Annotated in this window: 25 protein-coding genes; 12 read left to right on the forward strand and 13 right to left on the reverse strand. The window is 72.2% G+C overall.

Annotated elements, in window-relative coordinates:
* Positions 1-120: 120 nt before the first annotated feature.
* The 7 genes from AC3ANS_RS14165 to AC3ANS_RS14195 form a co-directional block, all read right to left on the reverse strand.
* The gene (locus AC3ANS_RS14165) at positions 121-570 is read right to left on the reverse strand and encodes a hypothetical protein (protein ID WP_488292224.1); all 450 of its coding nucleotides are present in this window, start codon (positions 568-570) and stop codon (positions 121-123) included.
* Between the two features lie 281 nt (positions 571-851).
* A complete protein-coding gene (locus AC3ANS_RS14170; RefSeq protein ID WP_488292225.1) occupies positions 852-2,123 on the reverse strand; it encodes a class I SAM-dependent methyltransferase in 1,272 nt (423 codons plus the stop codon).
* Complete coding sequence (locus AC3ANS_RS14175) at positions 2,120-3,505, reverse strand: FAD-binding oxidoreductase (RefSeq protein WP_488292226.1); 1,386 nt, start codon at positions 3,503-3,505, stop codon at positions 2,120-2,122. Before AC3ANS_RS14175 ends, AC3ANS_RS14170 begins: the two co-directional genes overlap by 4 nt.
* A 61-nt stretch (positions 3,506-3,566) precedes the next feature.
* Positions 3,567-3,935 carry a cytidine/deoxycytidylate deaminase family protein gene (locus AC3ANS_RS14180; protein ID WP_488292227.1) on the reverse strand — a complete coding sequence of 123 codons (369 nt, stop codon included), beginning with the start codon at positions 3,933-3,935 and terminating at the stop codon, positions 3,567-3,569.
* Positions 3,928-5,217, reverse strand: coding sequence for a hemolysin family protein (locus AC3ANS_RS14185; protein WP_488292228.1), 1,290 nt, complete (start codon positions 5,215-5,217; stop codon positions 3,928-3,930). Before AC3ANS_RS14185 ends, AC3ANS_RS14180 begins: the two co-directional genes overlap by 8 nt.
* 19 nt (positions 5,218-5,236) lie before the next feature.
* Entirely contained in the window at positions 5,237-5,686 is a 450-nt protein-coding gene (gene ybeY, locus AC3ANS_RS14190) for an rRNA maturation RNase YbeY (RefSeq protein WP_488292229.1), read from the reverse strand.
* A gap of 4 nt (positions 5,687-5,690) precedes the next feature.
* A complete protein-coding gene (locus AC3ANS_RS14195; RefSeq protein WP_488292230.1) occupies positions 5,691-6,731 on the reverse strand; it encodes a PhoH family protein in 1,041 nt (346 codons plus the stop codon).
* Positions 6,732-6,831: 100 nt separating this feature from the next.
* Between AC3ANS_RS14195 and AC3ANS_RS14200 the strand changes: the two genes are divergently transcribed.
* On the forward strand, positions 6,832-7,122 hold the full coding sequence (locus tag AC3ANS_RS14200; protein WP_488292231.1) for a hypothetical protein: 291 nt from the start codon (positions 6,832-6,834) through the stop codon (positions 7,120-7,122).
* Positions 7,123-7,129: 7 nt separating this feature from the next.
* Here the strand turns inward: AC3ANS_RS14200 and AC3ANS_RS14205 are convergent, their stop codons facing one another.
* Positions 7,130-7,759, reverse strand: coding sequence for a TetR family transcriptional regulator (locus AC3ANS_RS14205; protein ID WP_488292232.1), 630 nt, complete (start codon positions 7,757-7,759; stop codon positions 7,130-7,132).
* Between the two features lie 56 nt (positions 7,760-7,815).
* Between AC3ANS_RS14205 and AC3ANS_RS14210 the strand changes: the two genes are divergently transcribed.
* The 3 genes from AC3ANS_RS14210 to AC3ANS_RS14220 are packed head-to-tail and all read left to right on the forward strand — an operon-like array spanning position 7,816 to position 10,972.
* Positions 7,816-8,520: a class II aldolase/adducin family protein gene (locus AC3ANS_RS14210; RefSeq protein ID WP_488292233.1), complete on the forward strand. Its 705-nt coding sequence runs from the start codon at positions 7,816-7,818 to the stop codon at positions 8,518-8,520.
* Positions 8,517-9,362 carry an aminoglycoside phosphotransferase family protein gene (locus tag AC3ANS_RS14215; protein ID WP_488292234.1) on the forward strand — a complete coding sequence of 282 codons (846 nt, stop codon included), beginning with the start codon at positions 8,517-8,519 and terminating at the stop codon, positions 9,360-9,362. Before AC3ANS_RS14210 ends, AC3ANS_RS14215 begins: the two co-directional genes overlap by 4 nt.
* Positions 9,359-10,972: a glycerol-3-phosphate dehydrogenase/oxidase gene (locus AC3ANS_RS14220; RefSeq protein WP_488292235.1), complete on the forward strand. Its 1,614-nt coding sequence runs from the start codon at positions 9,359-9,361 to the stop codon at positions 10,970-10,972. The genes AC3ANS_RS14215 and AC3ANS_RS14220 overlap by 4 nt, the downstream gene beginning before the upstream one ends.
* 3 nt (positions 10,973-10,975) lie before the next feature.
* Here the strand turns inward: AC3ANS_RS14220 and AC3ANS_RS14225 are convergent, their stop codons facing one another.
* Positions 10,976-12,172, reverse strand: coding sequence for a hypothetical protein (locus AC3ANS_RS14225; RefSeq protein ID WP_488292236.1), 1,197 nt, complete (start codon positions 12,170-12,172; stop codon positions 10,976-10,978).
* Positions 12,169-12,519 carry an HIT domain-containing protein gene (locus AC3ANS_RS14230; protein ID WP_488292237.1) on the reverse strand — a complete coding sequence of 117 codons (351 nt, stop codon included), beginning with the start codon at positions 12,517-12,519 and terminating at the stop codon, positions 12,169-12,171. The genes AC3ANS_RS14225 and AC3ANS_RS14230 overlap by 4 nt, the downstream gene beginning before the upstream one ends.
* A 74-nt stretch (positions 12,520-12,593) precedes the next feature.
* Here AC3ANS_RS14230 and AC3ANS_RS14235 point away from each other — a divergent pair, with 74 nt between their 5' ends.
* Genes AC3ANS_RS14235 through AC3ANS_RS14250 form a run of 4 tightly spaced genes read left to right on the forward strand, consistent with a single transcriptional unit; the run spans position 12,594 to position 15,917 of the window.
* The gene (locus tag AC3ANS_RS14235; RefSeq protein ID WP_488292238.1) at positions 12,594-13,118 is read left to right on the forward strand and encodes a SigE family RNA polymerase sigma factor; all 525 of its coding nucleotides are present in this window, start codon (positions 12,594-12,596) and stop codon (positions 13,116-13,118) included.
* Entirely contained in the window at positions 13,115-14,098 is a 984-nt protein-coding gene (locus AC3ANS_RS14240) for a Gmad2 immunoglobulin-like domain-containing protein (protein WP_488292239.1), read from the forward strand. The genes AC3ANS_RS14235 and AC3ANS_RS14240 overlap by 4 nt, the downstream gene beginning before the upstream one ends.
* Positions 14,099-14,124: 26 nt before the next feature.
* Entirely contained in the window at positions 14,125-15,015 is an 891-nt protein-coding gene (locus tag AC3ANS_RS14245; RefSeq protein ID WP_488292240.1) for a Gmad2 immunoglobulin-like domain-containing protein, read from the forward strand.
* Complete coding sequence (locus AC3ANS_RS14250) at positions 15,012-15,917, forward strand: winged helix DNA-binding domain-containing protein (protein WP_488292241.1); 906 nt, start codon at positions 15,012-15,014, stop codon at positions 15,915-15,917. Before AC3ANS_RS14245 ends, AC3ANS_RS14250 begins: the two co-directional genes overlap by 4 nt.
* Before the next feature lie 37 nt (positions 15,918-15,954).
* On the opposite strand, the gene AC3ANS_RS14255 is transcribed toward AC3ANS_RS14250, so the two are convergent.
* From AC3ANS_RS14255 to hrcA, 3 genes are read right to left on the reverse strand one after another with little or no spacing between them, the layout of a single operon-like run.
* Entirely contained in the window at positions 15,955-16,695 is a 741-nt protein-coding gene (locus tag AC3ANS_RS14255; protein WP_488292242.1) for a 16S rRNA (uracil(1498)-N(3))-methyltransferase, read from the reverse strand.
* A gap of 8 nt (positions 16,696-16,703) precedes the next feature.
* Complete coding sequence (gene dnaJ, locus AC3ANS_RS14260) at positions 16,704-17,876, reverse strand: molecular chaperone DnaJ (protein ID WP_488292243.1); 1,173 nt, start codon at positions 17,874-17,876, stop codon at positions 16,704-16,706.
* 57 nt (positions 17,877-17,933) lie between these two features.
* The gene (gene hrcA / locus AC3ANS_RS14265; protein ID WP_488292244.1) at positions 17,934-18,992 is read right to left on the reverse strand and encodes a heat-inducible transcriptional repressor HrcA; all 1,059 of its coding nucleotides are present in this window, start codon (positions 18,990-18,992) and stop codon (positions 17,934-17,936) included.
* A gap of 120 nt (positions 18,993-19,112) precedes the next feature.
* Between hrcA and AC3ANS_RS14270 the strand changes: the two genes are divergently transcribed.
* From AC3ANS_RS14270 to AC3ANS_RS14285, 4 genes are read left to right on the forward strand one after another with little or no spacing between them, the layout of a single operon-like run.
* Positions 19,113-19,817: a hypothetical protein gene (locus AC3ANS_RS14270; RefSeq protein WP_488292245.1), complete on the forward strand. Its 705-nt coding sequence runs from the start codon at positions 19,113-19,115 to the stop codon at positions 19,815-19,817.
* A gap of 34 nt (positions 19,818-19,851) precedes the next feature.
* A complete protein-coding gene (locus AC3ANS_RS14275; protein ID WP_488292246.1) occupies positions 19,852-20,727 on the forward strand; it encodes an MBL fold metallo-hydrolase in 876 nt (291 codons plus the stop codon).
* Positions 20,728-20,744: 17 nt separating this feature from the next.
* Entirely contained in the window at positions 20,745-20,993 is a 249-nt protein-coding gene (locus tag AC3ANS_RS14280) for a hypothetical protein (RefSeq protein WP_488292247.1), read from the forward strand.
* A gap of 49 nt (positions 20,994-21,042) precedes the next feature.
* A complete protein-coding gene (locus AC3ANS_RS14285; protein ID WP_488292248.1) occupies positions 21,043-21,891 on the forward strand; it encodes a DUF3097 domain-containing protein in 849 nt (282 codons plus the stop codon).
* Positions 21,892-21,996: the final 105 nt, after the last annotated feature.

The following is a 21,996-nucleotide window of genomic DNA, read 5'->3' on the forward strand; positions in this document are numbered from 1 at the left end:
ACTGATCCAGCCCTGACGCGGACGTCGGCGAGACGGGCCGGTTACCGCCCGACGACCCAGCGTCGCTGCTGGAGCAACTCACCGTCGTCGCAACCAGGGTGGCCCCGATCGCGAGCCGAATCAGGAATCCCACGGCACATTGCCCGTGGTGTTCTCCGCGGTGTCGAAGCCGTCGGCGGGGTGCGGGAGTTTAACGGTCACCGAATGCGTGTCCGTGTACGTGCAGTTGCCGGTGTTATAGGTGTAGACCCCGGCGATCTTCGATCGGAAGACTCCACCCTGGAGGATCCCATAGTGGTTCGCCCCCACCGAGATCGTTGCGGTCACGGTGCCGCTGTGTGTCGTGCTCCGCGTGTAGGAACCGCCGTAGGTGGTCGTCACGCTCGCTTTAATGATGGCGAAGTCGAACCCTCCCGAAGGCTGCCATGACCCGCTCACGGTCCACTGGGACGTGCCACTCGACGTCTGACTGAGCGACAGCGACGCCGGGTGGGCCGTGCCGTTGTGGAGGATCGTCGGGCTACCCATGCCATCGAGGATCAGGCCGTTGTTGTCCTGGGGAGTGAACACCCAGCCTTCGTTCGAGTGGCATGACTCCGTCCCGCCCCACCCGGCAGCGGGCAATGCCACCAGGCCGGCGAGCGACAGAGCAACGGCGGCAAGACATGACGAAATACGTGGACTTGGCACGAAACGAAACCCCCGAGATATCCGACGCCCGCATTGGCGTCGGATCACCGTAGCATCCTGCAAGTCCTGACCACCACGACCATAGGACGACGTCGCCGCCCGATATCGGCGATCTCGTCGAACTGAACTCGCGCAGGGCCGACGCGTCACGTACCGACTTCTCAGAAGGTGTGGCGCAGCGGGTAGCCGCTCTCGCCGCTCGCGTCGGTCTTGGTCGCGAGCACGTGGTGGAGCTGGATGTCGTTGCGCTCGAAGGCGATCCGGGAGCCGGCCATGTAGAGACCCCAGACGCGCGCGGTGCCCTCGCCGACCTCGGCGACGCAGGCGTCCCAGTTCTCCTCGAGGTTGCGGCACCACGCGGCCAGGGTCTTGGCGTAGTGGACCCGGAGGTTCTCCTCGTGCTGCACCTCGAGCCCGGCGTTCTGGGCCTCGGTGATGATCGTGCCCGAGCCGATCAGCTCGCCGTCGGGGAAGACGTAGCGGTCGATGAAGGCGCCGGTCTCGCGCGGCACGTTGTCGTGGCGCGTGATGCAGTGGTTGAGGAGCCGGCCCTGCGGGCGCAGGTGGTCGCGGATCCAGCTGAAGTACGCCGGGTAGTTCTTCACCCCGATGTGCTCGGTGAGCCCGATCGAGGAGATCGCGTCGAACCCGGTCTCCTCCAGGTGGCGGTAGTCCATGAAGCGGACCTCGGCGAGGTGGTCGAGCCCCTCCTCCTTGATCGCCTGCTGTGCCCAGCTGGCCTGCTCACGAGACAGCGTCACGCCGAGGACCTTGACGCCGTACTCACGCGCGGCGTGGCGGACCATGCCGCCCCAGCCGCAGCCGATGTCGAGCAGCCGCTGGCCCTCCTGGAGGTCGAGCTTGCGCGCGACGAGGTCGTACTTGGCGAACTGCGCCTCCTCGAGGGTGGCGTCCTCGGTCGGGTAGAGCGCGCACGTGTAGGTCATCGAGGGGCCCAGGACGTACTCGTAGAACGTGTTCGAGACGTCGTAGTGGTGGTGGATCACCTCTGCGTCACGCTGCAGCGAGTGCCGCACGCCTTCGACCGTCCGCCGCCAGCGCGGCAGGTGCTCCTGGGGCGGCGGCGGCGGGGGCTTGAGGTGCGAGATCCCGAGCGAGCGGACGATCGCCACCAGCTCGGCCGCGGAGGGGCGGCGGAACTTGGTGTGGCTCATCATCAGCTTGAACGCGGCGTACGGGTCACCTGGATGCACCCCGTGGAGGTCCAGGTCGCCGGCGACGTAGGCGCGCGCCAGGCCCAGGTCGCCCGGGGCGGTCATGATGTAGGAGAGGCCGCGCTCGTTGAGCAGGTCGATGCCGAACTCGGCGTCCGGCGGGCCCGCGCTGCTGCCGTCGTACGCCGTGAACCGCAGGGGCAACCCGTCGCGCATCAGCGACTCGATCGCCGCGCCGATGGTGTAGGTCTTGCTCATCGTCTCTTCACCGCCTTGTCATACAGGCTGGTCAGCCTGTCCTGGGGGTCGTACCGACCCTTCACCGTGGCGAGGTTGTCGCCGTCGTAGAGCTCGTCGAAGGTCTCGCGGTCGTAGAAAGCCTCGCTGTAGAGCGATTTATGCCCGCCGAGCTCGTGCACCTTCGTCTCGATGGCCCGGTTGCGCGGTCCCTCGGGGGCTTCGGGGCCGACGTGGACCGTGCCCCAGAAGCCGACGTTGACGTAGACCTCGCCGGGCGCCAGCGGGTATGTCGGCCAGTCCCGCTTGGCGACGAGCGGGCACAGCCACACCGGACGCATGCCGACGGCCTCGTCGAACCAGTCCAGGAAGTCCGGGAGCCGCTCCACGGGCACCTCGATGTCCTGGATCACGCGTTCGCGCAGCGGCCGGCCGGCCCGCCGGTCGAGGCGGTCGGCGATCGAGAAGCGCCGGTCCAGGCCGAGCAGCTTGTGGTAGACGTCCGAGCGCCGCCAGCGGCGCGGCCAGATCCGGCGTACGACGGGGTGCTGCGCGCCGAACGCGCCCGAGCACCAGAACCAGTCGGTGTCCCAGCGCCACAGGTAGTCGTAGGTCGTGAGCAGGTCGGTCCCGGACCCCGAGGCAGCCCGCTGCTGGATGCTCTTGTAGTAGACCTGCTGGCCCGCGTAGTCGCTCGTGGGACCGGACTCCTCGGTCCAGGTCGCCAGCGTCAGGTAGTACTCCCCCGGCGCGAACGCGACGCCGTCGAGGCCGTCGACCCGGGTGCCGTCGTAGGTGCGCGTCTCGGTGATCTCGGCGATCGACTTCGCGAGCAGGCCGGCGTCGTCGAACCGCACGTGTCGCAGCGAGACGTACGCCGGAACGGCCTCGAGCCGGATCTTCAACCGGGTGGCGTAGCCCAGCGAGCCGTAGGAGTTGGGGAACGCGTCGAAGAGGTCGCTGTGCTCCCCGTCGGGCCCGGGGCTGCAGGTGACGACCTCGCCGGCGCCGGTGAACACGTCCATCTCCAGGACCGACTCGTGGGGCAGCCCGCTGCGGAAGCTGGTGGACTCGATGCCGAGCCCGGTGACCGCGCCACCGAGGGTGATCGTGCGCAGCTGCGGCACCACCTCCGGCATCAGCCCGTGGGGCAGCGTGGCGTCGACGAGGTCCTCGTAGGTGCACATCCCCTGCACCTCGGCGGTCCGCGCCAGCGCGTCGATCGCGATCACCCCGTCGAGGCCGGAGACGTCCAGACCGGGAGCGCTCGTGGCCGCGCGCGGCCGGAACAGGTTGGAGGTGCTCTTCGCCAGTCGCACCGGCGCGCCCGGAGGGATCGCGGCGTAGGAGGACCGGAGACGCTCGACGGCGGCGCCATGGGCCGCCCAGCCACGCAGACTCACGAGGGTAAAACCTACTCCACCCGCGTGTCGGATGTGTTTCGGACTTTCACCGTCCGCACGTTCAGGTGACGACGGTCTCCGCGACCGTGCCGCGCGCGTCGCCCCGGTGCACGACCACGCCCGATCCGCCGAGGTCTCGCAGCGCGTCCAGGTCGGCGTCGTCGAGCCGGTCCACCTCGGTGAGCACGACGGCGGCCTCGAGCCCCTTGGCGCCGCTGGCCACGGCCATCGCCACACACACCCCGGCCGCGGACACGCGCAGCGAGGGCAGGTCGACCGTGGTGGCGGCGTACGTGCGACCGTCGGCGTCGCGTACGGCGGCTCCTTCGGCGGCGCCGGTCCGGGCGCGGGTGGCGCGGGCGAGCGTCACGAGCTTGCGGTCCTCCGCGGACAGCGCGGGCAGCTCCGGGCTCCCGGGCAGGTCAGTCATCGGTCTCCTCGGTGTCATCGTCGGTCTCGACCCGGCGGATCAGAACGGTGCCGATCTTGTTGCGCCGCCCGAAGACCCCCTCGGCCTCGAACCGCAGGCCGTGGGCCTCGACCACGGAGCCGGGGATCGGCACCCGGCCCAGGTGCTTGGCCATCAGCCCGCCCACGCTGTCGATCTCCTCCTCGTCGACCTCGAAGCCGAAGAGCTCGTCGAGGTCGTCGATCGGGTAGCGCGAGGAGACCCGCACGGCGCCGTCCTCCAGCGTCTCGACCTCCACGCCGGCCTGGTCGTACTCGTCGGTGATCTCGCCGACGATCTCCTCCAGGACGTCCTCGATCGTGACGAGTCCCGCGGTCCCGCCGTACTCGTCCACCACGACCGCGATGTGCTGGCGCATGGCCTGCATCTCCGACAGCAGCGCGTCGACGGGCTTGGACTCCGGCACGAAGTGCGCCGGCCGCATCACCTCGTCGATGCGTTGGGTGAACTCGACGTCGGGAGCCTCGAAGTCGCGGCGCACGATGTCCTTGAGGTAGGCGATGCCGACCACGTCGTCGAGGTTCTCGCCGATCACCGGCACCCGGGAGAACCCGCTGCGCAGGAACAGCGACAGCGTCTGGCGGAGGTTCTTGTGACGCTCGATGTAGACCACGTCGGTGCGCGGCACCATGACCTCGCGCGCGATGGTGTCGCCGAGCTCGAACACCGAGTGGATCATCCGCCGCTCGCCGGACTCGATCACCGCCGACGCCTCGGCGAGGTCGACGAGCTCACGCAGCTCGGTCTCGGTCGAGAACGGACCCTCGCGGAAGCCCTTGCCGGGCGTGAGGGCGTTGCCGACCAGGATCAGCAGTCGCGGCAGCGGTCCGAGCACGGCGGTCACGGTCGCCAGCGGTGCGGCCGAGAGGAGCGCGATCCGTTCGGAGTGCTGGCGCCCCAGCGTCCGGGGCGCCACGCCGATCGCGACGAACGAGACGACCAGCATCACGCCGATCGTGGTCAGCAGGGTCGGCCACCAGGTGCCGCCGTAGGCATCGTCGGCCTCGAGCGCGACCAGCGTGATCGCGGCGATCTCGCAGAACAGTCGCAGCAGCAGCGCGGTGTTGAGGTAGCGCGGCAGGTCGTCGAGCAGCGCCACCAGCCGTTTGGCGCCGGGACGCGCCTCGTCGAGCAGCTCCTCGGCACGCGCCCGGGAGAAGCTGGACAGTGCCGCGTCGGCCGCGGAGAACAGCCCGGCCAGGACGACGAGGAGTGCCGCGACGAGGAGCAGCCAGAGGCTCACTGGACGATCACTGAGCCGATCACTGAGCCCGCCAGGCCGCCAGGAGCTCGTCCTGCAACCCGAACATCTCCTTGTGCTCCTCCGGCTCGGCGTGGTCGTAGCCCAGCAGGTGGAGGATGCCGTGGACGGTGAGGAGCTCGATCTCGGCCTCGGTGCCGTGGCCGGCGGTCTCGCCCTGACGGGCGGCGACATCGGGGCACAGCACCAGGTCGCCGAGCACACCCTCCTCGGGGTCCTCGTTGACCAGCCCGGGCCGCAGCTCGTCCATCGGGAAGGCCAGCACGTCGGTCGGGCCCTCCTTCTCCATCCACTGCTCGTTGAGCTGCGCGATCGTCGGCTCGTCGACGGCCTTGATGCACAGCTCGGCCAGCGGGTGCACGCGCATCCGGTCCATGACGAAGCGGCTGAGCGCGGCCAGCGCCTTGACGTCGAGCTCGCGACCGGACTCGTTGAGGATCTCGATGCTCATCGGCTCAGCTTCGCGTTCCGGGCCGGTTGGCCTGCTTGAGCTCCTGCGAGCGGGTCGCGCGGGCGTCGTGCTCGTCGTAGGCCGCCACGATCCGGCCGACCAGCTTGTGGCGTACGACGTCGTGGCTGGTGAGCCGGTTGAAGCTGATGTCCTCGACCTCGTCGAGGATCTCCTCGACCGCCCGCAGCCCGGACTTCTGGCCGCTGGGCAGGTCGGTCTGGGTGACGTCGCCGGTCACGACGATCTTGGAGCCGAACCCGAGCCGGGTCAGGAACATCTTCATCTGCTCGGGCGTGGTGTTCTGCGCCTCGTCGAGGATGATGAAGGAGTCGTTGAGCGAGCGGCCGCGCAGGAACGCCAGCGGCGCGACCTCGATGGTGCCGGCGGCCAGCAGCTTGGGGATCGTCTCGGGGTCGATCATGTCGTGCAGGGCGTCGTAGAGCGGCCGCAGGTAGGGGTCGATCTTCTCGCTGAGCGTGCCGGGCAGGAAGCCCAGCCGCTCGCCGGCCTCGACCGCGGGGCGGCTCAGGATGATCCGGTTGACGTTCTTGGACTGCAGCGCCTGCACGGCCTTCGCGACCGCGAGGTAGGTCTTGCCGGTGCCGGCGGGGCCGATGCCGAACGTGATCGTGTGCTTGTCGATGGAGTCGACGTAGCGCTTCTGGTTGAGCGTCTTGGGCCGGATCGACCGGCCACGGTTGCTCAGGATGTTCATGCTCAGCACGTCGGCCGGGCGCTCGGTGGTCTCGGCGCGCAGCATCGAGATCACCCGCTCGACGGTCTCGCTGGTCACGCCCTGGCCGGTGCGGATGATCGCGACCAGCTCGTCGATGAGCCGCTCGGCGAGCGCGACCTCGCCGGGCTCGCCGTACATGGCCACCCGGTTGCCGCGCACGTGGATGTCGGCGTCGAAGGCGCCCTCGATGATCCCGAGGAACTCGTCGCCGGGCCCGAGCACACTGACCATGTTGATGCTGTTGGGGATCACGACCGTGTGCCGCGTGGCGGTCGCCGGGCGGTCCCCGGGGTGGTTGCTGTCAGTCATGGAAGCCCTGCGTGGGGCGCCTCTCCGATAGGTGATCGAGCCTCTCCATCGTACGGGCTGGTCGTCGGCCGGCCCAGCGAGTTGCGAGTAGCGTGACCGCATGTACCGGGGAGGGCACGGGGACGCGGACGACGATCCGTACGCCGAGGACTGGGCGCTCGACGACGACCCCGACCGCCCGGCGCCGCCGTACTGGTTCGCCGGGCAGCACCTGCCCCCCGACGCGCGCCGGATGGGTCTGACCCACCACGTCCCCGACGGGGCGATCCTCGACTTCGCCGGCCGGCTCGACTCCGCCAAGCTCGGTCACCGCATCACCGCGTGGGCACTGCTGGTCGTGTTCGGCCTGCCGGTCCTGTTCTCCGCGCTGCGGCTGCTCTACCTCTGGTGAGCCCGCCTCACTGTGCCGCGTCGTGCGGCACGGCCGAGAGGTAGGCACGCAGCAGCCGCTCCAGCTCCGCGAGCAGCCGCGGGTCGCCGTTCTCCTGCTCGCCGAAGGCCTCGTGCATGAGGGCGTCGGCGGCGAAGAAGACCGTCCGCGCCACCTGGTCGTCCGCGGTGCCGACGATGGCGTATCCCGTCAGCAGCTGGTGCACCTTGGCGACCATCCGCTCCTTGTGCTCGCGGGCCAGCCGCAGCTGAGCGGCACTCTGGAGACCAGCCCGTAGGGCGCGGCTGCCCGTCTGCTCGCCGTACAACAGCGCCACCGCCGCCACGATCGAACCGACCGGATCGGCATCGCGATCGCCCGCGCGGTCGAGGAGGTCGCTCACCAGCGTGTCCATGAGGGCCTCGTGCCGGGAGTGGTAGTCCGCGGACAGTGCGGCCAGGATCGACTCGCGGTCGGGTAGGTACTGGTGCAGGGCGCCGACCGAGACGTCGGCCTCGTCGGCCACCCTGATCAGCGTGATCGCGGCGACGCCCTCGCGCTCCAGCAGGACCTCGGCGGCCGCGAGGGCGCGCTCGACCTTGTCGCGGGCGCGCGCCTGGCGCGGCACCCGGCGCAGCGCGCCGGCCGGCAGGTCCATGCGGGCCTCCCCGAATCAGAGTTGATACTGGTTCTGCTCGGACTGACGATAACGCCATGACCACCGCATCCCCTGTGACGACGAGCAGCGACGCCCGCGAGCGAGCCCGTCGGTACGTCGCCGCCACGGCCCGCCGGCTCGCCGACGCCGGCCTGGTGATCGGTACCGCCGGCAACGTCAGCCTCCGCTTCGACGGTCCCACCGGCCCGGAGGTCGCCATCACCGCGACCGGGGTCGTGCTCGCCGACCTCGAGCCGGCCCAGGTGAGCGTGCTCGACCTCGGCGGGCATCAGCTGGCCGGAGATCTCGCCCCCACCTCCGAGCTCGAGCTCCACCTCGACGCCCTGCGCGAGCGCGGCGGCGCCGTCGTGCACACCCACTCCCCCGCGGCCACCGCCGTCTCGCTCGTGGTCGACGAGCTGCCGTGCGTGCACTACCAGCAGCTCGCGATCGGCGGCGCGATCCGGGTGGCACCGTTCGAGGTGTTCGGCTCCCCCGAGCTCGCGGCCGCCGTACGCACCGCGCTGGCCGGCAAGCAGGCCGCGATCCTTGCCCACCACGGGACCGTGGCCCTCGGCTCCGACCTCACGAAGGCGGCCGACAACGCGCTGCTCCTGGAGTGGGCGGCCGACCTCTACTGGCGGGCGGCCGCCCTCGGCACCCCGCGCGCACTCACCGAGGCCCAGCAGGTCGCCGTCATCGAGGTCGCGCTCGCGACCGGATACGGCGCGCCCCGCGCCGCCGGGACGGAGGGGCCGTGAGCGTCCGGCGTGGCGACCTGGGCGAGCCGATCGCGGTCGGCCGCAGCGCGGAGATCCTGCGCTGGCCCACCGGCGACCTCGTGGTGAAGCTGTTCCCCGCGGAGTACGACGCCGCGCTGGTCGCCGCCGAGGTGGTCGCCAGCACCGAGGCCCATCGCCTCGGGCTCACCACGATCGCGTGCCACGGCCAGGTCCAGGTCGAGGACCGGCCCGGCCTGCTGCTCGACCGGCTCCACGGCGACTCGCTGACCCGGCTGGCCGAGCGCAACCCGCTGACCCTGCGGTCGGGGTCGCGCACGCTCGCCCGCACCCACGCGCGCGTGCACCAGGCATCCACGTCCGTGCTCCCCGAGGTCCGCGACGCCGCCGACACCGCCCTCGACACCGCGCCGCTCGCGTTCCTGACCGACTCGCAACGCGAGCTCGCGCGCGCCGCGATCCGCTCGCTCCCCGCCGGCGACCGCGTGCTCCACCTGGACTTCCACACCGAGAACGTCTTCGCCCACGACGGCGGACACTCCGCCGACCCTGAGGTGATCGACTGGCAGACGGCTCTGCGCGGCGACCCCGCCGCCGACGTCGCCATGACCGTGCTGCTGCTCAGCGATGCCGAGCTCTGGCCCGGGACCCCGCTGCTCAAGCGCATCCTCGTGCAGTCCGTCCGCAAGGTGGTGCTGTCGACCTACCTCGCGGAGTACCGCTCGCGCACCGGCATGACGGAGGCCGAGATCGCCGCTTGGCGGCTGCCCGTGGTCGTGCTGCGGATGAGCACGCTCGACATCGCCAGCGAGCGCGACGCCTTCCGCCGCGAGCTCACCGAGATGCTCGGCGCTGCGCGATGACCGCCCGGTCCACCGCGCCGTACACGCTCGGGAGGTTCGTCGAGCAGCCCGGCACCGAGCCGGTCGCCGTGGACGTGCTGGTCGTCGGCGGTGGCATCACGGGCGCCGCGGTGGCCTACGAGGCGGCCAGCCGCGGGCTGAGCGTCGCGATGGTCGAGGAACGCGACTACGGGGGCGCCACCTCGGCCGCCACGGGCAAGCTGATCCACGGCGGGCTGCGCTACCTCAAGCAGCTCGAGATCGGGCTGGTCCGCGAGTCCCTGCGGGAGCGGCGGATCCTGAGCGACATCGCCCCCAACCTGGTCACGGTCTACCCGATCGTCATCCCCGACAGCGGGCTCGTGGTCAGGGCCGGTCTCACGGCGTACGACGTGCTGTCGTTCGACCGCAACCGGGTCCGCGACCCTGCCAAGCGGATCCCCCGCCACCGGCGCTTGGACGACGGGCGGCTGCTCTACCACGACTGCCTGATGATCAGCCCCGAGCGACTGACGCTCGCGTTCGTGCGGTCCGCGGCCGCCGCGGGCGCACTGGTGTCCAACCACACCCGGGCCGACGAGCTGCTGACCGAGGGGTCGCGCGTGGTCGGGGCCACGGTCCGCGACCTGCTCTCCGGCCGCACCCGCGAGGTCCGGGCCGAGGTCGTGGTCAACGCGACCGGCCCGTGGGCCTTCGAGACGCTCGCGGGGTCGTCGTTGACGGACGGCTCCGCCGGGAGCCCGCCGTCGGTGCGGTCCGAGGGCATCTACCTGATCACCCGGCAGCTCACGGACGTGATGACCCTCCATGTCACCCCCCACGGCCACTTCTCGTGCGCGCCGTGGCGGGGGCACAGCATGATCGGCCCGACCGAGAAGGCCTACCGCGGCCCGGTCTCCGACTGGCACCTGACCCGCGAGAGCGTCGAGGAGTTCCTCACCGCGATCAACGCGGCCGGCCTGCTGCCGGTGCCGCTCTCCCTGGCCGACGTCGAGCACGCGTACGGCGGGCTCCGGCCGCTCACCGAGGACGTGGGCGACGACACCTACGAGGCCTCCCGTGCCGCCGAGGTCGTCGACCACGCGGACGCCGCCCGGGGCGGGGTCGAGGGGCTGCTCACCGCGGCCGGCGGCAAGTACACGACCAGCCGCGGGTTCGCCGCCGACGTGGTGAAGCGGGTCGGGCGCAAGCTCGGCCGCCGACTCCCGGCGAGCCGCACCGCCACCACCAGCCTGCACGGGTGCGACACCGGTCCCATCGAGCCGTACGTCGCGGCCGCGGTCGCCCGGCACCCCGACTTCGCCGCCGAGACCGTGCGCTACCTCGCGCTCCACCACGGCACCGAGCTCGACGCTGTGCTCGACCTCGCCCGGTCGGACGCCTCGCTCGGCCGGCCGCTGGACGCCGACGGCGAGCTGGTCGCCCAGGCACTGGTCGCCGCCCGGCACGAGTCGGCCCGCACGCTGGCCGACGTGCTGCTGCGGCGTACCGGCCTGGGGACGCTCGGCCACCCGGGCGACGACGTGCTGGAGGCGGTCGCGGGCGTCGTCGCGTCCGAGCTGGGCTGGAGCGGCGAGCGTCGCGACGCCGAGCTCGAGCAGGCGAGCCGGGCGCTCACCCTGCCCTGGTGACGCTCAGTCGTCGAAGGCGACCTGCAGCATGCCCAGGCACATCTCGTCGGTCGAGCCCTCGGCCCAGATCACGTAGCGGTCGTCCCGGCTGCTCGCGAAGGAGGGCAGCAGGTCGCGCAGCCACTGCACGTGGTGGCAGGTGATCCGCACCGTGTCGAACGGCTCGAGGTGGACCGGCTTGATCGGCCGCGTCTGCTGGTCGTCGAAGTTCCAGAGCGGGATGTCGAGGATCGTCCGCGCGTCCGGCGTGTCCGGGTCGACCTCGATCTTCAGCGAGCGACCGAGCAGGTGCATGTGCCCGGCGACGCCGAGGATCGTCATGGGTCGCCCGACGGTGCGGGTGCACGAGGTCGTGGCGGACGGCGTGACCGGGCTCCCGCACAGCAGGTGGAGCAGGCTGTTGGTGTTGCCGGCAGTGCCGAAGCGCGCCATCACGTCCGCGACGGCCGCGTCACGGTCGCACAACGGCGAGGCGTCGTGGTCGGGCCGGCACGGCATCTCGACCGGCGCCGGGGTGAGGTAGGTGTGCAGGGCCGTGAGGTCGCGAGCGCCGCTCATCCAGCGCAGCTGCGTGCTCGAGGTGTCGGGCTCGGCGCCCTGGAGCAGGTTGTAGTGGACCTGCATCACGATCTGCGAGCCGGCCTCGAGAGGGACGCCGTACCCGTCGCGGAGCCTCGTCTCGTCGCCGCCGGGCGCCCAGGCGGCCAGCCAGGAGGCGTCGTCGATGTTGGTGAAGTCGCCGGAGATCCCGGTGCCGCCGAAGCACGTCCAGCCCTCCCCGTCCTGGTCGGCGTCGAGCCGCTCGGCCTCCGCGACCTTCGCGGGCGGGACCCGGAAGAGGATCACGTGGTGCACGACCCGCGGGTTGCCGGGCAGCACGTTGCTGCCGGTGAGCCAGACGTCGCGGTCCAGACCGGGGTCGAGCAGGAAGCAGCGGTAGTCGTCGGTCCCGACGCCGGTCGGCGCGGAGGGCGTGTAGGCCTCGGGCATCGTGAGCGTCATCCGTTGCTCACCGCTGCGCAGTGGCAGCAGCTTGCCTGCCGGTACGGCGGCGAGCTGGTCGCCCACCACCGCCGGTGGGTCGGCGGGCTGGAGCAGCTCCTGCGGCGAGCCGGTCCGGCGGTCGGCGTCCTCGGAGACGCAGGCGGTGAGGACGAGCGCCAGCAACGCGACGACCGTGGCGAGGAGACGCCCTCTCATCCGGGCGGCCAGGTCATCGGCCGCCCCGCGAGCACGTGCAGGTGGGTGTGGAACACGCTCTGGCCGACGCCGGCGCCGGTGTTGAACACGATCCGGTAGTCGTCGTGGCCCTCGGCGGCCGCGACCGCCGCGGCCGCCGTCACCAGCTCCGCTGCGGCCTCGGGGTCCCCGGCGGCGAGCTCGGCGGCGTTGGCGTAGTGGTCCTTCGGGACGACCAGCACGTGCGTGGGCGCCTGGGGGTTCAGGTCGCGGAACGCGACCGTGCGCTCCGTGACGAGCACGATGTCGCCGGGGATCTCCCCCGCCACGATCTTGCAGAACAGGCAGTCCGCCATAGGGCTCTCCACGTCTTCCTCCTGGGTCCTCGGAGCGCGTCGGTAAACCGGATACCGCCGCCGAGCGTGCCACTAGTGTGACAACGGTGACCGTAGAACCGGTCTGGACGGCCGATGAGGCGCTCGAAGCGCTGTACGCCGCGCACTGGCGCCGACTGGTCCGCCTCTCCGTGCTGCTCGTGCATGACCAGGGGACCGCCGAGGAGATCGTGCAGGACGCGTTCGTCGCGGTGCACGCCCGCTGGGGCCGGCTGCGCGACCCCGACCGCGCCCTGGCGTACCTGCGCCAGGCGGTCGTGAACCGCTCCCGCTCCGCGCTCCGGCATCGCGGCATCGTGCGGAAGTACGCCGCCCGCGAAGCCGCCTCGCCCGAGAGCACCCAGGTCCCCGGCGCCGACGAGTCGGCGCTCGCGGACGCACGGCGCACGCAGGTGCTCGCGGCCATGCGCGCGCTTCCCCAACGGCAGCGCGAGGTGCTCGCGCTGCGCTACTACCTGGACCTGTCCGAGGCCGAGATCGCCGACACGCTCGGCATCAGCCGCGGCGCCGTGAAGAGCCACGCCTCCCGGGGCGCGGCCACCCTCCGGACTCTCCTCGAGGAGGAGCTGTGACCACCGACGACCGCCTCTCCGAGCTGCTCCGCGACGCCGTCGCGGACGTGGAGCCGACCGATCGGCTCACCACGATCCGGTCTCGCAGCGCCCAGCACCAGCGGGCCGCCGCACGACCCTGGTCCTACGCGGCCGCCGCGACCGTGCTGGCCACCGCCGCGGGTGTCGGGACGTTCGCGCTGCTCGACGGGGACGACGCCCACGAGCCGGCACCCAGCCACCACAGCCACGCCGTCGATCCGACCCCGGCCCCGGCGACGCACTCGGTGCCGGCGTACTTCGTCGGCGAGACCCCGCGCGGGCTGCGGTTGTTCCGCGAATTCGACGTGCGCACCGGTCCGGGAGGGCTCGACGCGGCGATCGCGGAGCTGCAGGAGGCGCCGGACGACCCGGACTACCGCACGCTGTGGCCGCAGGGATCCCTGACGTCCGCGGCGCAGCGCGGCGACGTCTACACCGTCGAGATCGGCGACGCGTCCCTGCACGACCGCCCGGCCGGCATGAGCACCGAGGAAGCGGGGCTGGCCATCGAGCAGGTCGTCTACACGATCCAGGCCGCGGCCCACGGCCGGGTGCCCGTGCAGTTCCTCCTCGACGGCAACCCGATCAACGAGGTGTACGGCGTCCCGACGTCCGAGCCGCTGGCCAACGCGCCGCAGGCGGACGTGCTGAGCCTCGTGCAGATCAGCGACCCCGTCGAAGGCCTGCAGGTCAGCGGGTCGTTCACGGCCCGGGGTGCCGCGAACTCGTTCGAGGCGACCGTCCCCTGGGAGATCCGCTCGGCCGACGGCACGGTCGTCGAGCAGGGCTTCGCCACCGCCGAGGGCTGGATGGGCCGGCTCTACCCCTGGGAGACGAAGGTCGACGTCTCCCACCTCGACCCCGGCACGTACACGTTCGCAGCGATGACCGACGACCCATCGGGCGGCGCCGCGGGCGCCGAGCCGTTCGTCGACACGCGCACGATCATCGTCGGTTGAGGACCCCGGACCGGGAGGATTGAGCCATGAACGCCCGCAGCCGCTTCACCGCCCTGCTGTCCGCCGCCGCCCTCGGCCTGGTCGCCCTGGCGGGCTGCGGGAGCGACACCAAGGCCGAGGACCCGACCCCGGCCAGCGGGCCGACCCAGGCCGAGGAGTCGCAGACCCCGGAGCCGACGGAGTCGTCGGCACCGGCCGACGACACCGTCGTCGTACCGGTCTACTTCGTCGGCGACACCCCGGAGGGCCCGCGGCTCTACCGCGAGTTTCGGCAGGTCCCGGCCGCGGACCCGGCGGCCGAGGCGCTCGCGCTGCTGACCTCCGGCGACGCGCTCGACCCCGACTACCGCACGCTGTTCCCGGGCGGGGACGCACCCAGCGTCCAGACCGACGCCGACCCGATCGTGGTGAGCCTGCCCGACGAGCGCTGGACGACGATGCCGAAGGGCATGTCCGAGGACGACGCACGGCTGGCCGCCCAGCAGCTCGTCTACACGCTGCAGGGCGTCGCCCAGTCGCGGGCATCGGTGGAGATCCAGCTCGACGGCGCGCCCGCCGACCTGTTCGGGCTCGGCGGCGAGCTCACCAACGAGCCCGAGACCGACGTACGCGCCCTGGTCAACGTCACCAGCCCCGAGGAGGGGGCGACGGTCAGCGGCACGTTCACGGCCAGCGGCGTGTCCAGCTCGTTCGAGGCGAACACGCCCTGGGAGATCCGCGCGGCCGACGGCAAGGTCGTCAAGAAGGGGTTCGCCACCGCCGACGGCTGGATGGACAAGCTCTACCCCTGGCAGACCGACGTCGACGTCTCGGGCCTCGCACCCGGGGCCTACACGTTCGTCGCGATGACCGACGACCCCTCCGGTGGCGAGGGCAAGGGCCCGACCGAGGACTCCAAGTCGATCACGGTCCAGTGAGGCTCGGGCACCGCCTGCTCAACCGCACGCTGCTCCACCGCCAGCACCTGCTGGCGCGCGCCGACCTCGACCCGCACCTGATGGTCCGGCACCTCGTCGGGCTCCAGGCCCAGGAGTCGCTCTCGCCGTACCTCTCCCTGCACGCGCGGCTGAGGGACTTCGACCCGTACGCCGTCACCCGCGCGCTCGAGGGCCGCTCGCTGGTCCGGCTGCTGACCATGCGCGGCACCATCCACCTGCTCACGCCCGAGGACGCGCTCGAGCTCCGGCCCTGGACCCAGGTCGTGATCGACCGCGGGCAGCGCAACCACGACGAGATCGTGCCCCAGTTCGCCCGCGCACTCGTGCAACGACCGCCGCGGGGGACCTGGAAAGGCGGCGGGGGCGTCGACTACGCCGACCTCGTCGACTGGGTGGGTGCCCAGCTGCGCGAGCCCGACGTGCCGGCGATCGTGCGCCGCTACCTGCGCGCCTTCGGCCCCGCGTCGACGGCGGACGTGACCGCGTGGTCGGGCGTGACCCGCCTCGGCCCGGTGCTTGCGGCCATGGACGACCTGGTGCGGCACGAGGACGAGTCCGGCACGGTGCTCCTCGACGTGCCCGACGGGGTGATCGCGGAGGCCGACGCGCCCGCGCCCGTGCGGCTGCTCGGCACCTACGACAACCTGTGGCTCTCCCACGCCGCCCGGGACCGGGTGGCGACGCCCGACAACCGGCGCCGCTGGATGGGCCCCAACGGCGGATCGGGGATGGTCGTGCTCGTCGACGGCATGCTCGAGGGCCTGTGGCGGACCCGCGACGGCCGGGTCGACTCCGTCGAGACGTTCCGCGACCTCACCACCCGCGAGCGGTCCGAGCTCGACGACGAGGTCGCCGGGGTCGAGGCCCTGCTCGCTCGCTGAGACGCGCGAGTTTCGTCGGCCCGCCGACGAAACTGGCTCAGCCCCAGCGCTGCGTGCGCGACAGCAACGCGGACACGGCCGCGACGCCCGCGGTCGAGGTGCGCAGGACCTCGGCCCCCAGGCGCACCGACACCGCCCCGGCGGCCACGAACGCCTCGATCTCCTCGGGCGACAGGCCTCCCTCGGGCCCGACCACGACGACGATCCGGCCCGTGCTCGGCACCTCGACCGACGCCAACGGCACCGTCGCCTCCTCGTGGAGCACGACCCCGAGGTCGGCGGCCGCCACGAGCGCGGCGACGCCGGCCGTCGTCGCCAGGTCGGTGACCGCAGGGAACCACGTACGCCGCGCCTGCTTGGCGGCCTCGCGAGCCGTGGAGCGCCAGCGGGCCAGCGACTTGGCCTCCCGCTCACCCTTCCAGACCGCCACGCTGCGCGACGCCGCCCACGGCACGACCTCGGCGACGCCGATCTCGGTGAGGACCTCGACCGCGAGCTCGCCGCGGTCGCCCTTCGGGAGCGCCTGCACCACGACCATGGCCGGGATCGGGGCATCGTCGACGCGCACGGACTCGACGGTCACCGTGAACACCCGCTTGCCGGTCGAGGCGACCGGCCCCTGCACCGACGCGCCGGCGCCGTCGGTGAGGACCACCTGCTCCCCCACCCGCAGGCGACGCACGGCCACGGCGTGGTGCGCCTCGTCGCCCTCGACCGTGACCTCCGAGCCCGCGGCGGCGCCGGCCAGGCTCGGCACCAGGTGCACCGGGAGCGACACGGGACGGCTCAGTGGGTGTTGAACGCGTCGCGGAGCCGGCCGAAGACCGACTTCGAGCTCGGGCGGACCTGACCGGTCGGCGTCTCCTCGCCCCGGACCGCCGCGAGCTCGCGCAGCAGCGCCTCCTGCTGCGGGTCGAGCCGGGTCGGGGTCTCGACGACGACGGTGACGACGAGGTCGCCGCGACCGCCACGCAGGCCGGGTACGCCGCGCCCGCGCAGCACCTGCTCGGTGCCGGACTGGGTGCCGGGCCGGACGTCGATCTCGAAGGAGGTCTCCAGCCCGGAGCCGGTGTCCTCGTCTGCCTGCACGTCGGCCTCGAGGGTGGGCAGCGTCAACGTCGTGCCGAGCGCCGCCGCGGTCATCGGCAGGGTGACCGTGCAGTGCAGGTCGTTGCCGTGGCGGGTGAACGTGTCGTGCTGGGCGGTGTGGATCTCGACGTACAGGTCGCCGGCCGGGCCACCACCGGGCCCGACCTCGCCCTCGCCGGAGAGCTGGACGCGGGTGCCGTTGTCGACGCCGGGCGGGATCTTCACGGTGAGCGTGCGGCGCGAGCGCACCCGGCCGTCGCCGGAGCACTCCCGGCAGGGCTCGGGGATGATCGTGCCGAAGCCGCGGCACGCCGGGCAGGGGCGCAGGGTGCGGATCTCGCCGAGGAACGAGCGCTGCACGTGGGCGACCTCACCGGCCCCGTGGCAGGTCTCGCACGGGATCGGGTGGGTGCCGGCCGCCGTACCCTCGCCGTTGCAGGTGCCGCAGCGGACGGCCGTGTCGACCTTGATCTCCTTGGTGACGCCGAACGCCGCCTCGGCGAGCTCGACCTCGAGCCGGATCAGGGCGTCCTGGCCGCGCCGCTCGCGCGGCCGCGGACCCCGGCCGGCGCCCGCGGCACCGCCACCGAAGAACGCGTCCATGATGTCGGTGAACGAGAACCCGGCCCCCTGGCCGAAGCCGCCTGCACCGCCGCCGAACGGGTCACCGCCGCGGTCGTACTGCGCGCGCTTCTGCGGGTCGGAGAGCACCTCGTAGGCGAGCGAGACCTCCTTGAAGCGCTCCTGGGCGTCCGGGTCGGGGTTGACGTCGGGGTGGTACTGGCGGGCCAGTCGCCGGTAGGCCTTCTTGATGGCGTCGGCGTCCGCGTCGCGGCCGACACCGAGAAGCTCGTACAGGTCCTGACTCAACGTGTGTCCTTCTGTTGCTGCTGGTCTGGGGTGCTGGTGGGGGCTGCTGGTCCGGGCTCAGGCCTCGTCGAGGATCCGCGACACGTAGCGCGCTACGGCGCGGACCGCGGCCATCGAGCCCGGGTAGTCCATGCGGGTGGGGCCGACGATGCCCAGGCGCGCGAAGGCCTCGTCGTTGGGACCGTAGCCGGTGGCCACGACGCTGGTGGAGGAGAGCTCCTGGTAGGGGCCCTCGTGGCCGATCCGGACGGTGAGGACCTCACCGGAGTTGGCCTCGCCGAGCAGCTTGAGCAGCACCACGTGCTCCTCGAGCGCCTCGAGCAGGGGGCGCACCGCGGAGTCGAAGCTGTCCCCGAAGCGGGCGAGGTTCGCGGCTCCGCCGACCGCGATCCGTTCGTCGGAGCGGTGGTCGGACATCGCCTCGACGAGCACGTCGACCACGGCACGGGCGGGGGTGGCGCCGTCCTCGGGCACCAGTGCGCGCAGCGCCGAGGCAGCGTCGGCGATGATCTCGCCGATCGCCGCCCGGTTGACCAGGCTGCGCAGGTCGGCGAGGTCCTCCTCACCGAGCTCGGCGGCGAGGTCGACCAGGCGCTGCTCGACCCGGCCGGTGCTGAGGATCAGCACCACGAGCAGCCGGGTCGGCGCGAGCGCGACCAGCTCGATGTGGCGCACCGTCGAGCGGGACAGGGTGGGGTACTGCACGACCGCGACCTGCCGGGTCAGCTGCGCCAGCAGCCGCACCGAGCGCTGCACGACGTCGTCGAGGTCGATCGCCCCGTCGAGGATCGTGGCGATCGCGCGCTTCTCGGCCGAGCTCATCGGCTTGATCGTCGTGAGCCGGTCCACGAACATCCGGTAGCCCTTGTCGGTGGGCACCCGGCCGGCGCTGGTGTGGGGCTGGGTGATGTAGCCCTCGTCCTCCAGCGCCGCCATGTCGTTGCGGACGGTCGCCGGGGAGACCCCGAGGCCGTGGCGCTCGACCAGCGCCTTGGAGCCGACCGGCTCCTCGGTCGCGACGTAGTCCTCGACGATCGCGCGGAGTACGGCGAGCCTGCGCTCCTCCTGCACCCGCCTCACCTCCTCACGTCCGGCAGCGCCCTCGGGCGCTGGCACTCGAAACTCCTGAGTGCCAAGACTACTAGGACCTGGCGGAGCCCACATCGTGGAACAGGGGTCGTCGGCTCGAATCGAGCGCCATAGGTTAGGCTTACCTAACCAACACGAGGAGAACCGGTGCCCGACCTCGCCTCCGTCACCTCCTGGGGAGCCGACGCCCGCAGCATCCTGGCCTGCCCCGCCACCGCCGGCATGGTCGTCGAGGGCGAACCCTCCCTGACCGGCCCCGCCGACGACGACGGCCTGGGCGTCATCGACCACGACGGCACCCCGACGTTCGTGTGCCGGCCCGACTCCTCCGTCGCCCGCGCGGCGGCCACCCACCGCAGCGCGCTGCTCAAGATCGGCAGCGGGCTCGGGCCCCCGGGCGGCGCCGAGCGCCACGACGTCCTGACGATCGCAGGGCGGCTCGAGCGCAGCGGCTCGGAGCGGTGCGCCTGCTGCCAGGAGGTGCGGCACGTCGTCAGCCTCGAGCTCCGGTTCGTGCTGCTCGCCCGGGCCGGACGCCAGCACCGGGTGCCGCTGGAGGAGTTCCGCAGCCCGGTGCACCAGCTCAACCGCGGCCACCTCCAACGCTCGGTCGAGCACGCCAACGAGTGGCACCAGGCCGAGCTCCGCCAGGCCGTCTCCCATGCCACGGACACCCGTCCCGGCGACCTCCTCGGCGTCCAGCTCACCCGCCTGACCGCGAGCGGCGTCGAGCTGCAGTGGGTCGACGTCGCCGGCGCGCACCGCACCGCACTCCGCTTCCCACGGGTCGCCCGGGACCTCCCCGACCTCGGCGACCTGCTCCGGCGTGGACTGCACGCCGACATCTGCTGACCAGCCGGTCGCAGCCGCGGCCTAGGGTGGCCGCGTGGCAGTCACCGGTGCAGGGTTCAGGGAGGTCGCCGACCGGGTGTGGGTCGCGCGCTACGAGTGGTTCGACGTCAACGTGACCCTCGTGGGCGGTGATCGCGGGCTGCTGGTCGTCGACACGCACGCCTCGGCGGTGGCGGCTCGCGCCGTGGTCGAGGACATCCGCCGGCTCGGCGCCGGAGACGTGGTCGCCGTGGTCAACACCCACGAGCACTTCGACCACACGTTCGGCAACGGCGAGCTGCGCACGGCGTACGGACCGGTGCCGATCCACGCCCACGAGGTCGCCGCCGAGCGGACCGTGTCGGCCGGCGAGCGCATCAAGGCGCTGTACGCCGCCGAGCCCGACGACCCGCACCGCGAGGAGGTGCAGGCGACCGAGATCGTCGCCGCCGACACGACGTTCTCCTCCGCCGTGGCGCTCGACCTCGGCGACCGGGTGCTCGAGCTCGTGCACCCGGGCCGTGGCCACACCGCGGGCGACCTGGTGCTGCGGGTGCCCGACGCCGACGTGCTGATCGCCGGCGACCTCGTCGAGGAGTCCGCGGAGCGGGGGTCGGTGCCCGGGTTCGGCGAGGACTGCCACCCCTTCGACTGGCCGCTGAGCCTCGACGTCGTCCTCGCGATGACGACGCCGTCGTCCGTGGTCGTGCCCGGGCACGGCGCGATCGTCGACCGTGACTTCGTGGAGGACCAGCGCAACGCGATCGGCGTGGTCGCCGAGACGATCCGCGACCTCGCCAGTCGCGGCGTCCCGGTCGGCCAGGCGCTCGAGGTCGGCGAGTGGCCCTACCCGCGCGAGGACCTCGCCGCCGCCGTACGTCGTGGCTACGAGCTGCTGCCGCGCAGCCAGAAGCGGTTGCCGCTGGTCTGAGCGGGTACGGCCTCGGCATGAGCGACAACACCCAGGAGAACGCGGCCGAGGAGACGACCGGCATCACCGACGACCAGCTGCCCGAGGACCTCCGGCCGACCGACGACAACCCGCTCGCGAAACCGCTGAGCGAGGAGGACGACCCCAAGTCGCCCGAGGAGCTCGACATGCACGGCGGCAAGACGCCCGAGCAGTCCGAGGACGGGTCCGGCGACGGGTCCGGCCACGGGTCCGGCGACGAGTCCGAGGGCCAGTCCGAGAGCTGACGGCGCGCCCTGCCGGGTCGTGTCGGCGGGCCCGCCTAGCCTGGCGCAGGTGAACGACCGCTACGGATCCGACGTCCTCGCCACCGACTGGCGCGCCCCCAAGCGCGGCCGCGCCGTCGAGGCACCCGCCGAGCTCGGCGCGGTGGTCGAGGAGGTCACGACCGACTGGTGCGGCGAGATCGTCGCGGTCGACCGCGACCTCGACACGCTGACGCTCGAGGACCGGCGCGGCAAGCGCCGTACGTTCCCGCTCGGGCCGGGCTTCCTGCTCGAGGGGCGCCCGGTGATCCTCGTGCCGCCGCCGCGGGGCGGGGCGCCCGCCAAGCCCACCCGCACCGCGTCCGGCTCGGTCGCGGTCCACGGCGCCAAGGCCCGGGTCGCGCGCGCCAGCCGCATCTTCGTCGAGGGTCGTCACGACGCCGAGCTGGTCGAGAAGGTCTGGGGCGACGACCTGCGCATCGAGGGCGTCGTCGTGGAGTACCTCGGCGGCGTCGACGACCTCGCCGACCACCTGCGTGACTTCAAGCCCGGGCCCGAGCGCAAGGTCGGTGTGCTGGTCGACCACCTGGTGCGCGGCTCCAAGGAGAGCCGGATCGCCGACGCGATCGCGAGGTCCCCCGCGGGCCAGCACGTGCTGATCGTCGGCCACCCGTTCATCGACATCTGGGCGGCGGTCAAGCCCGACCGGCTCGGCCTGTCGCGCTGGCCCGACGTGCCCCGCACCATCGAGTGGAAGAAGGGCGTGTGCCAGCAGCTCGGCTGGCCGCACCGCGACCAGGCCGACATCGCCCGCGCCTGGAAGCACATCCTCGGCAAGGTCACGTCCTACAACGACCTCGACCCGGCCCTGCTGGGCCGGGTCGAGGAGCTGATCGACTTCACGACCTCGCCAGGGTGAGCCGGCGAAGGGCCTGAGCCGGCGCACCCTGGCGCTTAGGTCGGGAGGTTGAGGAGGGCTCGGCTCGGACCGAGCCTGCGAGGGCCGAGCGACCCGTCTCGAAAC

It is taken from the genome of Nocardia sp. 149-1B, assembly GCF_057747975.1.

What these genes read in the sequence shown, in the direction of transcription:
- AC3ANS_RS14170 (WP_488292225.1), bottom strand. Translation starts at nt 2,123, where the DNA reads ATGAGCAAGACCTACACCATCGGCGCGGCGATCGAGTCGCTGATGCGC.
- AC3ANS_RS14180 (WP_488292227.1), bottom strand. Translation starts at nt 3,935, where the DNA reads ATGACTGACCTGCCCGGGAGCCCGGAGCTGCCCGCGCTGTCCGCGGAG.
- ybeY (WP_488292229.1), bottom strand. Translation starts at nt 5,686, where the DNA reads ATGAGCATCGAGATCCTCAACGAGTCCGGTCGCGAGCTCGACGTCAAG.
- AC3ANS_RS14195 (WP_488292230.1), bottom strand. Translation starts at nt 6,731, where the DNA reads ATGACTGACAGCAACCACCCCGGGGACCGCCCGGCGACCGCCACGCGG.
- AC3ANS_RS14200 (WP_488292231.1), top strand. Translation starts at nt 6,832, where the DNA reads ATGTACCGGGGAGGGCACGGGGACGCGGACGACGATCCGTACGCCGAG.
- AC3ANS_RS14205 (WP_488292232.1), bottom strand. Translation starts at nt 7,759, where the DNA reads ATGGACCTGCCGGCCGGCGCGCTGCGCCGGGTGCCGCGCCAGGCGCGC.
- AC3ANS_RS14210 (WP_488292233.1), top strand. Translation starts at nt 7,816, where the DNA reads ATGACCACCGCATCCCCTGTGACGACGAGCAGCGACGCCCGCGAGCGA.
- AC3ANS_RS14220 (WP_488292235.1), top strand. Translation starts at nt 9,359, where the DNA reads ATGACCGCCCGGTCCACCGCGCCGTACACGCTCGGGAGGTTCGTCGAG.
- AC3ANS_RS14225 (WP_488292236.1), bottom strand. Translation starts at nt 12,172, where the DNA reads ATGAGAGGGCGTCTCCTCGCCACGGTCGTCGCGTTGCTGGCGCTCGTC.
- AC3ANS_RS14245 (WP_488292240.1), top strand. Translation starts at nt 14,125, where the DNA reads ATGAACGCCCGCAGCCGCTTCACCGCCCTGCTGTCCGCCGCCGCCCTC.
- AC3ANS_RS14280 (WP_488292247.1), top strand. Translation starts at nt 20,745, where the DNA reads ATGAGCGACAACACCCAGGAGAACGCGGCCGAGGAGACGACCGGCATC.